Genomic DNA, 9,971 nt, shown 5'->3' with positions numbered 1-9,971 from the left:
ATTCTAGGCAGCATTTTGACCTCCCGCTTCCATGCCCTCCACCATTGCCGCCAGCAGCAGGCCGCGCACGATGACGCCCTGGAGCCTCTGCCGCTCGTCAACAACGGCCAGCGGATAAGGAAGCTCAGCCATGATGGGCATTACTTCTGCAATAGGGGTCGAGGGCGCGACGGTTGTTATGTCGCGCTGGGTGATGGCGGCAATGTCCGTCTTGCCTTCGGCCACCATGCGCTCGGCATCGGCGGCATACAGAATGCCCGCAAATCGCCGCTGCGCATCAAGGACAAACAGGGAGCTTATGGAATGCGCGGCCATCTTGCGCAAAACGGAATGCGGCCCGTCAAGGCCCAGCACGGCCCAGTCTTCCGACCTTTTCATGATGCCGCCCGCCGTGAGCACATGGGTGACGTCGGCGGAGGCCACAAAGCGGGCCACATGATTGTTGGCTGGCGATTGCAGTATCTGCTCCGGCGTGCCGGTCTGCACCACCGCGCCGTCCTGCAACAGCACTATGCGGTCGCCAAGCCGGAAGGCTTCATTCAGATCATGGGTGATAAAGATGATTGTCTTGCGGATATCCTGCTGGAGCGTCAGGAGCTCCTCCTGCATTTCCTGCCGGATAAGCGGATCAAGCGCGCTGAAGGCTTCGTCCATGAGCAGCACTTCTGGCTCCATTGCCAGGGCGCGGGCAAGGCCCACACGCTGCTTCATGCCGCCGGAAAGCTGCCGGGGGTAGGCATTGGCCCATTGGGAAAGACCAACGCGTTCGAGCATTTCGCCGCTTTTTTTCAGGCGCAGGGCCTCACCCACCCCCATGGCCTCAAGGCCAAAGGCCGCATTTTGCAGCACGGTGCGGTGTGGAAAAAGGGCAAAATTCTGAAAGACCATGCCAAAGCAGCGTTGCCGCACACGGCGCAGCTCGCGCGGTTTCATGTGCATGATGTCCTGATCATCCACCAGCACGGAACCAGCCGTGGGCATGATAAGGCCATTGAGGCAGCGTAGCAGTGTGGACTTGCCGCTGCCGGAAAGCCCCATGACCACAAGCAGCTCGCTCTCCGCAATATTGAGGGAAACATCACGCAAGGCAATGGTGGAGCGTGTCTGCCGCAAAATATCTTCGCGGGAACGCCCCTTGGACGCCAGTTGAAGGGCATGCTCCGGGCTTGGCCCAAAGACTTTGAATAAATTCCTGACGGAGATCTTCGCCATATACTCTCCTTCTGCCGCAGCAGAAAACCGCTGCGGGTGTAGCCCCTGGGAAGGGACGAGTATATGGAAGCACGGCCAAATATGGCCGTCAAAACGAACGGGCTGGAGTCATCAGCGCAGACAGCACCAGCTCTTGAACGCCTCCTCGGTTATTACCGAACTTCCATAATGTTAAGACAAAATCGTTAAACAACCACAACAGAAAAAATAAAGACTCTACACGCATGATTCTATATCACACGTCTATGATCTTTATAGTTTCTGTACCGATTTGAGTACGCTACTATAAATTTTAAATTTATGCAAATATGGCAATTTACTTCTGTACAATATAAAAAAACTTGCGTGCTACATCATAAATTTATGCAAAGCATGCAAATCACATAGCAGCGCCCTCAAGATGAAAAACACATGCACTCGCAGGCAGCAAACAGCTGAAGAAGAAGGGGGAAAGGCGTTTTCAGCAGCGGGCAATCGGGAGTTCATCCCAGCTGGTTGTGAGGCGGGGGGAGCGGTGTTCCTGCCGCATATGCCAGGGAGCCTCGCCCATGCCCTGCGCGCCAAAGATAACCGTATCGCGGCCAAAACGGTTATTGATATTGTCCAGCGAGCGCATGAGGCTTTGCCGCCGCCCATCACCGCCGGATTCAAGCCCGGCCGCAAGGGCCAGCAAACTGCCCTGCACGGCATCGGCCCGCTCAAGGCCGTAGAGCATCACCCCGGCCTTGGCATAGGCAAAACCGGGCAAAAATATGCGCTCCAAACCCTCCAGCGCCGTGCGGATGAACATCTGACTGTCAGCCGTAGGCAGGGGCAGGGGGCACTGGGCGGTCTGGTCGTAAAGCCGCTCCCCTGCTGCCGCCTGACCGGGGCGCGCCGTGCGGATATGAACGCCAAGCCCGCTGGCCACAAGGCCCTCGCGCCGCAGCCGCGTGGCCGCGCGCACGGCAAAGGTGGAAAGCGCCTGCGCCAGCATGGCCTTGTCGTGGATGCGCTGCGCAAAGGAACGCGTGGACATGAGTGTTTTACGCGCTACAGGAGCGGTCTCGTTGCCAAGGCAGGGAACACCGCGCAATTCCAGAGCCGTGCGCCAGCCTGTCACGGTGAGCAGACGGCGCAGCATGATGTCGTCAGCGTTTTTCAGATGCAGGGCCGTGCAGATGCCCTCGGCCCACAAGCGTCGCGCCTGCCGCCGCCCCACGCCCCAAACATCCTCAACGGGCGTACCCGCAAGCACGCGGTCGATGTCGCTCTCTTGCCGCGCCAGGGAAAACACGCCCCCGTAGGACGGATGCTTTTTGGCCACATGTGTGGCAATCTTGGCAAGGGTGCGAGTTGCTCCAACCCCGACGGAAACAGTGATTCCCGTCCAGCGCTGGATGCGTTGCCGCACATCGCGGCAAAACTCCGGCAGGTTGGCCCGCTGGGGAGCCTCAAGACGCAAAAAAGATTCATCAATGGAGTACGGCTCTACCTGAGAGCAGCATTGTTCAAGGATGTCGACCACCCGCGCGGAAATATCGCCATAAAGCGCGTAATTGGAGGAAAATACCGCCACGTTCAGCGCGCGCAACTGGGACCGCAACTTGAATTCCGGCGCGCCCATGGGGATGCCCAGAGCCTTGGCCTCAGCCGACCGCGACACGATGCAGCCATCGTTGTTGGAAAGCACCACCACAGGGCGCTCGGCAAGATCGGGCCGGAACAGTTTTTCGCACGAGGCGTAAAAATTGTTGCAGTCCACAAGCGCCCACAGGGACGCTGGCGAATCAGAGCTTGTGGACGACATAGGTAACAACGCCCCAAATGTGCACAAATTCGCTTTCCGTGATGTCGATGGGGTCAAACCTGGGGTTCTCGGGGGCAAGCACGACGCGCCCATCGCGGCGCAGCAGACGCTTGACGGTCAGCTCCCCTTCCAGCGCGGCGATAACCACCTTGCGGTGCCCGGCCTCTACCGAGCGGTCAACCACCAGCAGGTCTCCGTCATGGATACCCGCGCCCAGCATGGACTCACCATGCGCGCGCAAAAAGAAGGTGGCAGCCTCGTTGCGCACCATGTGCCTGTGCAGATCCAGCTTGCAGTCGAGGTAATCCTCCGCCGGAGAAGGAAAACCCGCCTCCACAGGCGCAAGATACAGGGGCAGCCCCGTCCTGTGGTCAGAAATGACCGCTGCCGGAGCCAGCAGTTCCAGCGAAGACGAAATGAAAGCCATACCGCCTCCTGTGGATCGGTTCACCGCAGCCCAATGGGTGCGGATGGCAAAATCTGCAAAAATGCGGGCATAACCGCGCGACCATCAGTTTTTAGCTTATTTTACCCTTGCAAGCAACGCCTGAGATTGATACCCTGAATGAAAAGTTGAAACAACCCCGCCGAAAGCGTGTGCGGCAATCACCCATTCGCGCGGAAGCGAGGAACGCATGCCCGAAAAATCAGACTTCAAAGAAACATTGCAAAGGCTTATGCAGGCCCTCAGTGTGGTCAGCGATGCGGAACTGGCAAGATCGCTGGGCATCACCCCGCAATCCGTGAGTGGAGCGCGCAAGCGAGGCGAAGTGCCGCCTGCGTGGATTCAGACCTGCGCCTCCCAGACAGGCGTAAACGCCCACTGGCTTTTTTTTGGCAGCGGGCCCATGCGGTTGCCGGAAGCGGCGGATGGCGAACTGCCCAGCATTCAGGCGGATTTCGAAACGGATCTCATCAGTGTGCCGCTGGCAGAAGCGCGACTCTCTGCCGGAACGGGCAGTCTTGAGGTCAACAGTCACAGCCAGGGCAGCTATGCCTTCAGGGGCGATTTTTTACGCCGCAAGGGCAACCCCCGGCGCATGGTGCTCATGCGTGTTTCTGGCGACAGCATGGTGCCGGAAATTTTTGACAACGATCTGGTGCTGCTGGATCGTGGCCAGACGGAAATCAGCCCTGGGCGGCTTTATGCCGTTGGCTTCGAAGACGCCATCTATATAAAACGCATCGACAAGCTGCCCGGCAAGATTGTTCTGAACAGCGTCAACCCGGCCTATCCGCCTGTGAGCCTTGACCTGCGCGGCGACTGCGCCGAGCAGTTCAGGGTTATTGGCCGCGTGCTGTGGTCTGGAAGGGAATACAGGTAAGAATGCTTGCGCACGACACCCGGCGCGCGTACACTTTCAACATATAAGGTTTTTTCGCCAAGGAGTCTGGGATGTCGTCTGCTCGTCAATCCTTTGCAACATTCTTTGCCAATTTTGCGGCATTCAGTGCGCTCTGTGCAGTGCTGCTTGTTGCCCACCCCGCTCTTGCCGCAGAAGCTGCGCCGCAAGCTGCGCCCCCAGCGCAGCAGGACGCCAGCGCCGCCGCTGCCGCCGACAGCCCTGACCAGCAGGATTCCGCCCTTCCGGTGGAGAATCTGTTCAGCCAGACCTATCAGGCCTGCATGGACGAAGCTGCGGGGGTGACAACCGGCATGCAGGACTGCATGAATGCGGAACAGGAACGCCTTGAAACCCGCCTGAACGCGCAACGCGCGCGCGTTGTCGCCACCCTTAACCCGGAACGCGCCAAGGCTTTTAATGACGCCCTGGGCGCGTGGGATGCCCTGCGCAAAAACGGCTCCCTTGCCATGTTTGACCCCAACGGCGGCACCCTTTCACCGCTTATGGCTTCGCTCTGGTATCTGGAACAAACTGCCCGCATGGCGCGCTGGGTAGACGTCTTGCAGGAAAGCGTCGAGCAGTAGCGACACGAAACCCGGCATCGGGCTGGCGCAAATCAATGACATGCAAAGGCGCATCCATGAGGGTGCGCTTTTTTTGTACTCGACCTCTTGCGCAACAGGCAAAGCAAAGGGTCCACAGGCAAGACAGGTTGCCAGGCCCATAGAAACAGGCTGGCAACTTATTGATATTACGATTTTAACAAGTTATTATATTTTAATTTGCCGTCTCGCGTAGTAATGATTGTCTCGATTAATGGCGAGAACAAACTTTTTACAAAGGATGATGTCATGGATTCCAGCCAGGCGCTTTCCCAAGTTGAAAGATTTATTGTTGATGGACTTGCTAACCTTTCAGAGGCGATTAAACTTCATATTCCATTTGGTATTACAAAAGATGGGAAGTTCATAAAATATATTCCAGAACGCTGCCTTACAACGTATTTTGCGAGCACGCTCATAAACAATGGATATATTGTCTTCAATGAACATAGTTACAGCAAAAATGATGACGAAGCCGGGACAGCAAAGCTTGATCTTCTTGCCAGAAAAATCAGTACGGTAAATGATGAAGCCATTCAACTTATGGTCGAAGCAAAAGGGAATCTGGATGCAGGCTACGAGTCAATTGTTGCTGATATTGCAAGAATGAGAACGAGGCATCTTGATCCTGAAATTGGTTCAGGATTTAAATCCAACAAACCGGAAGAAGAGTTCGGGCACAGGTTCAACATTGTACTGACAACTGACTGGGGTTACAAAGAATTTTCAACATGGTGGCTTGATAATGAAGATGCCCCGAGCATCAAGAACCATGATGGAAACACGGCAAAGACACGAAAGGTTGATTGCTGGAAGCCCCTGAAAGATGAACTGAAGCATGCCAGGCGAGGCGTTCATCACCTGTTGACAAACACTGAATATAAATACTCTGTTAATGCGCTCTATGCCATTTTTTCAAAGTAACAAACGCAAACTTGCAAAACTTGCCATGATGCCGAGCGGTTTGCCGCATACAGCAATAAGAGCGCCTGATGGAACTCCTGTTATTCTGTAAAAGCATGCTTCTCGGCCTGGCTGTGGCAGCTCCCCTTGGCCCCATCGGCGTATTGTGCATAAGCCGCGCCCTTGAACGCGGTTTTTGGGCTGGCGTAGCCGGAGGGCTGGGAACGGCCCTGGCCGATGCCGTCTACGCAAGTATTGCGGCGATCGGCTTTTCAGCCTTGACAGCAACCTTGGCAACGCTTGCCCCATGGCTCAAGCTTGCGGGCGGTCTGTTCATGCTGTGGCTTGGCTGTAAAAGTCTGCGTCCAAATCCCCGGCGGGCGGCAGCGCCAGCCCGCACCAATGAATTCAAGGAACTCTCCGGCACTGTCGCATCAACATGCTTTCTTACGCTCACCAACCCGGTGACCATCTTCTCCTTTGCGGCACTGTTCGCTGGCCTCGGCTTGACCGACACGCCGGGGACAACCAATGCCCTTGCCGTTGTTGCGGGCGTGTTTCTGGGGTCTTTGCTGTGGTGGTTCTTGTTGAGCGGCGGAGTTGCTCTGGCTCAGCGGCGCTTGCCCGAAGGATTTTCCCTTTGTGTATCAAGAATGTCCGGAGTAATCCTCATGGGATTTGGCTTTTATGCGCTCGGCTCTCTGCTTTACACGGTAATTCTGCAACCTTGAGATATTGCCACTATCGGAGCTTTCCCCACCATAACGGGGCAAGGTGCAAACGTAAGCATGCCGCATCTCACCACTGCCAGTACTGATTGAAAAGACCACAAAAAGGGCCGCAGGAACATGTATCAGTCCTGCGGCCCTGTGCATAACAGCATGTCGGTGCACAAGCTAACCAGCTTCAACACTTCCTTTTAATGCCCTGTAGTCCGTTTTGCCGCTGCCCAACAGCGGGATGGCCTCTACCATCACAATGCGCTTTACCGCATACAGGGATGAAAGCCCCGCCCCGCGCAGAGCTGCGTTCACTTCAGGCAGGGAGAGCGCCAGCGGGGTGAAGAGCATAATTGCCGAGCCGCTTTCTTCCGCAGTGGCTTCCACCGCCAGCGCAGGCCCTTGCTCCGGCGCATCGCCGCGCTTGCCGAATATTTCAAGCAACACTGATTCGATCTGCGGCAGAGAAATCATTTCTCCGCCAATCTTCACAAAACGCTTGAGCCGCCCCTGAAAGGTCAGGCGGCCGGTTTCATCCATGCGCACAAGGTCGCCGGTGCGGTACCAGGTATGGCCTTCAAACTCCACAAAGGGCGAGGGCGCATCACTCAGGTAGCCGCCAAAAATGCTGGGGCCGCGCACCAGAAGCATGCCGGTCTGCCCCGCTTCCACGCGCCCCCCAATATTGCCGTCTTCTTCGCGCACCAGGGCCAGCGTTACCGAGGGCATGGCGTACCCTATGGTTCCACACACGATGTCGCCCGGCCTGTTGACGGAAACCACCGGGGAGCATTCCGTTACGCCATAGCCCTCGCAAAGCGCCGCTTGCGGGCATTGCGCGGCAAAAGCCCGGTAGACGTGATCCTGGCATTTCTCTGCCCCCACAAAGGCGCAGCGCAGGCTTGCCAGATTTTCTGTCCCTGCTGCCCGGTCAAGCACTGCTCCCAAAAAGGTTGGCGGCGCGGCCATTAGCGTGAGCCTGTAATCGCGCACCAAAGCCGCCAGCGGGCCGGGTTCTGTAGGGTTTGGATGAAAGGCGGCGCGGATGCCCAGCGACAGGGGCAACACAATATTCACCATGAGGCCGAAGGAATGGAACGGCGGCAGCATGGCAAGCACGCTGTCGCCCGGCTCAAGGTGCAGCACCTCCACAATATCGCGGGCATTGGCGAGCAGATTGGCGTGGCTCAGGGGCACGGCCTTGGGCAGGGATTCCGAACCGGATGTAAAGAGCACTGCCGCTGTTTCCGGCACCTTGTAGTCTTTCAGATTACGCAGCAAGCGGGCCTTAAGCGCGCCGCAGAGCTTGTCCCATATGGTCAGCGATGCCGCCAGCTTGTCCAGCAGCACCCACTGCACGGGCAGGGATGCAAGGCCCAGCCCCTGGCGTTCCAGACGATCCTGCAAGGCCGTCGCGCTGAGAATATGGCTGACCCCGGTTATAGCTATGCAATGGCGGAGGTTGGCTTGCCCCACCGTCCAGTTGAACAGCACAGGCGTCTTGCCTGCCAGCAGGGCCGCAAGCCATACCGTAACCACTGCGGGCGTGGCGGGCAGCATGATGCCAAGGCGCTCGCCGGGCAGCGTCCGTAAACGGCGAGCCAGAATCAGTGCGCCCATGAGGATGTCCCTCCGGCTGCGCAGGCTTGCGCGGTCTGCCAGCAACGACGGGGCAGGAGCGCAACGCACCTGGGTCAGAAAAGCATCGGCAATGGTTGCGGCGTGTTCGGGTATGGCAAATTTCTGGTCAGCGGCAGGCGCAAACCAGCCAGCAGGGGCGGGAGCGTCCGCATTGGCCGCGCCAAGCTGACCACTCGCCGCCAGCAGGCAATCACGCACAGTAACCAGAAGCTCCAGATTCGCTACGGTTGCACCCTGCGCGCCTTCAAGGCTGAGGGCCAGATCCATGAGGGCCAGACTATCCAACCCCAGATCGCCGCCCAGGGTCATGTCCTCCGAAAGCGGCTGATCTTCCGGCAGGCCAGCCGCCTCACGCAGGGCCGCATACACGGCGGCGCGCACTTCCGCAGGGATATCCGCCGCCTCTGGCGCGCGGTTTTGCGGCACGGCATCCAGAATCCGCGCCTCGCTGCCCTGCCAGAAATAATGGGGAATCCCCTGCGCCGGGCGCTCCGCCTGATTATAGAACTGCTCCAGCCAGGGGTTGAGCACGCGCTTGTCGCCCGTGCGGGGCAGATCAGCGGCTTCCACAAACTCCACTGTCACGGGGCGACGCGGGGTGAAGAACAGCAGGTTGGCAACTACCGCAAGCGCGCCACGCAGCAGCACCTTGCCGAAATGCGGCGCTTTGCCTGTGGCTCCGTAGCCGAAAGCACTGCCCCACAGCCCGGTTGTGCGCACCAGCACCACCCGCAGGCCGGGCATTTTTTGCAGAATAAGCGCTGCCCCGGAGTTGCCGCCAAGGCTTTCCCTGGCTGAGCGATAAATCCTCCCTGCGGGGTATAGCAAAACATTGTCCCCAGCCTGCAAGGCATCCAGCACGGATTGCATGCCAGCCTCAACGCCCTGCCGGGCCTTGACCCCATCCTTCATGGCGTCAGGAATAAGCACGGCGCGCAGGGCCTTTGCCGCCAGCCGCCCAAGCGGGCCTTCCATCTGGCGCTCGTCTGCAAGGGGGCGCGGCGCATGGTTCGCCAGCAATGAATATACAATGACGGGGTCAATCAGCGCGGGATGGTTGGGCATAAACAGGATTGGGCCGGGGCCGGATATGGCTTCAAGCCCGGCCTCGGTCACGCGGTAGCGCAGGCCCAGCAGCAGGCGCAGGCAGAGGCCCACAAGGCTGAAGCGCTTGCCGCAAGAAAACATGCGCGCAATGCTCACAGCGGCCCAACTGATGAACACCAGCGCCGCAAGGCCGCTGCCAGCCAGAAGCCAGGCCGGAGGCACCTTGCCCAGCCATGCGAACAGCAGCCCGGAAAGAAGAATGCCGCTGAAGCACGAAAAGTTGGAAATCCCCAGTGTTTTTCCTTTCTCCGTGGCGGCTGGCCTTACCTGAATAAAGCTCACAAGCGGTATGAGATACAGCCCCCCGCAAACGCCGGAAAATGTCAGCAGCAGAAAAAGCCATGCAAATTGCAGCGTCTCCGGCAGCAACGGGGCAAGGCCCGAAAGCATGAGGCCAAGGCCAAGCCCTGCGCCAGCGGGAACCATAATGCGCCGCCAGCTTGTGGCCTCGTACCGCCCGGCCAGAATGGAACCCACGCATATGCCAATCATCATCGCCACGGAAAGCAAACTCGTAACGGTAAGCGAAAAACCAAGCTGGATGATGCCGAGATTATTGATGCACAACAGGGCAAAGGACGACAGGCAGTAGAAAAAAGCTTCCCCTGCCAGCGTGAGAAACAGGTGCGGGTCGCGCCTGCGGCACTCCAGC

8 protein-coding genes are annotated in these 9,971 nt (G+C 58.2%); 4 read left to right on the top strand and 4 right to left on the bottom strand.

The genetic code is table 11. The annotated features are described in order from the left end of the window. Nucleotides 1-3: 3 nt before the first annotated feature. The 3 genes from VEZ52_RS14190 to VEZ52_RS14180 form a co-directional block, all read right to left on the bottom strand. Nucleotides 4-1,212, bottom strand: coding sequence for a glycine betaine/L-proline ABC transporter ATP-binding protein (locus VEZ52_RS14190; RefSeq protein WP_324837392.1), 1,209 nt, complete (start codon nucleotides 1,210-1,212; stop codon nucleotides 4-6). Between the two features lie 460 nt (nucleotides 1,213-1,672). Next, the gene (locus VEZ52_RS14185; RefSeq protein ID WP_324837391.1) at nucleotides 1,673-3,001 is read right to left on the bottom strand and encodes a Y-family DNA polymerase; all 1,329 of its coding nucleotides are present in this window, start codon (nucleotides 2,999-3,001) and stop codon (nucleotides 1,673-1,675) included. Then, nucleotides 2,982-3,428 carry a translesion error-prone DNA polymerase V autoproteolytic subunit gene (locus tag VEZ52_RS14180; protein WP_324837390.1) on the bottom strand — a complete coding sequence of 149 codons (447 nt, stop codon included), beginning with the start codon at nucleotides 3,426-3,428 and terminating at the stop codon, nucleotides 2,982-2,984. Before VEZ52_RS14180 ends, VEZ52_RS14185 begins: the two co-directional genes overlap by 20 nt. Nucleotides 3,429-3,636: 208 nt before the next feature. Here VEZ52_RS14180 and VEZ52_RS14175 point away from each other — a divergent pair, with 208 nt between their 5' ends. The 4 genes from VEZ52_RS14175 (at nucleotide 3,637) to VEZ52_RS14160 (ending at nucleotide 6,583) form a co-directional block, all read left to right on the top strand. Beyond that, entirely contained in the window at nucleotides 3,637-4,326 is a 690-nt protein-coding gene (locus VEZ52_RS14175) for a LexA family transcriptional regulator (protein ID WP_324837389.1), read from the top strand. Nucleotides 4,327-4,397: 71 nt separating this feature from the next. Then, entirely contained in the window at nucleotides 4,398-4,931 is a 534-nt protein-coding gene (locus tag VEZ52_RS14170; protein ID WP_324837388.1) for a lysozyme inhibitor LprI family protein, read from the top strand. 267 nt (nucleotides 4,932-5,198) lie between these two features. After that, nucleotides 5,199-5,873, top strand: a complete 675-nt coding sequence (locus VEZ52_RS14165) for a hypothetical protein (RefSeq protein WP_324837387.1) — start codon at nucleotides 5,199-5,201, stop codon at nucleotides 5,871-5,873. Between the two features lie 68 nt (nucleotides 5,874-5,941). Next, nucleotides 5,942-6,583 (top strand): LysE family translocator, encoded by a 642-nt coding sequence (locus VEZ52_RS14160; protein ID WP_324837386.1) that lies wholly within the window; start codon nucleotides 5,942-5,944, stop codon nucleotides 6,581-6,583. 165 nt (nucleotides 6,584-6,748) lie between these two features. On the opposite strand, the gene VEZ52_RS14155 is transcribed toward VEZ52_RS14160, so the two are convergent. Beyond that, on the bottom strand, nucleotides 6,749-9,971 hold a 3,223-nt coding region (locus tag VEZ52_RS14155), incomplete at its 5' end, for an AMP-binding protein (RefSeq protein WP_324837385.1).

Source organism: Desulfovibrio sp. (genome assembly GCF_035644575.1).
In the GTDB taxonomy this organism is placed as follows: Bacteria; Desulfobacterota; Desulfovibrionia; order Desulfovibrionales; family Desulfovibrionaceae; genus Desulfovibrio.
This window is presented reverse-complemented; position numbering and strand designations above follow the sequence as displayed.

Coding starts and splice junctions, on each gene's coding strand:
- VEZ52_RS14180 (WP_324837390.1), bottom strand. CDS start 3,428: ATGGCTTTCATTTCGTCTTCGCTGGAACTGCTGGCTCCGGCAGCGGTC.
- VEZ52_RS14170 (WP_324837388.1), top strand. CDS start 4,398: ATGTCGTCTGCTCGTCAATCCTTTGCAACATTCTTTGCCAATTTTGCG.
- VEZ52_RS14160 (WP_324837386.1), top strand. CDS start 5,942: ATGGAACTCCTGTTATTCTGTAAAAGCATGCTTCTCGGCCTGGCTGTG.
- VEZ52_RS14185 (WP_324837391.1), bottom strand. CDS start 3,001: ATGTCGTCCACAAGCTCTGATTCGCCAGCGTCCCTGTGGGCGCTTGTG.
- VEZ52_RS14165 (WP_324837387.1), top strand. CDS start 5,199: ATGGATTCCAGCCAGGCGCTTTCCCAAGTTGAAAGATTTATTGTTGAT.
- VEZ52_RS14190 (WP_324837392.1), bottom strand. CDS start 1,212: ATGGCGAAGATCTCCGTCAGGAATTTATTCAAAGTCTTTGGGCCAAGC.
- VEZ52_RS14175 (WP_324837389.1), top strand. CDS start 3,637: ATGCCCGAAAAATCAGACTTCAAAGAAACATTGCAAAGGCTTATGCAG.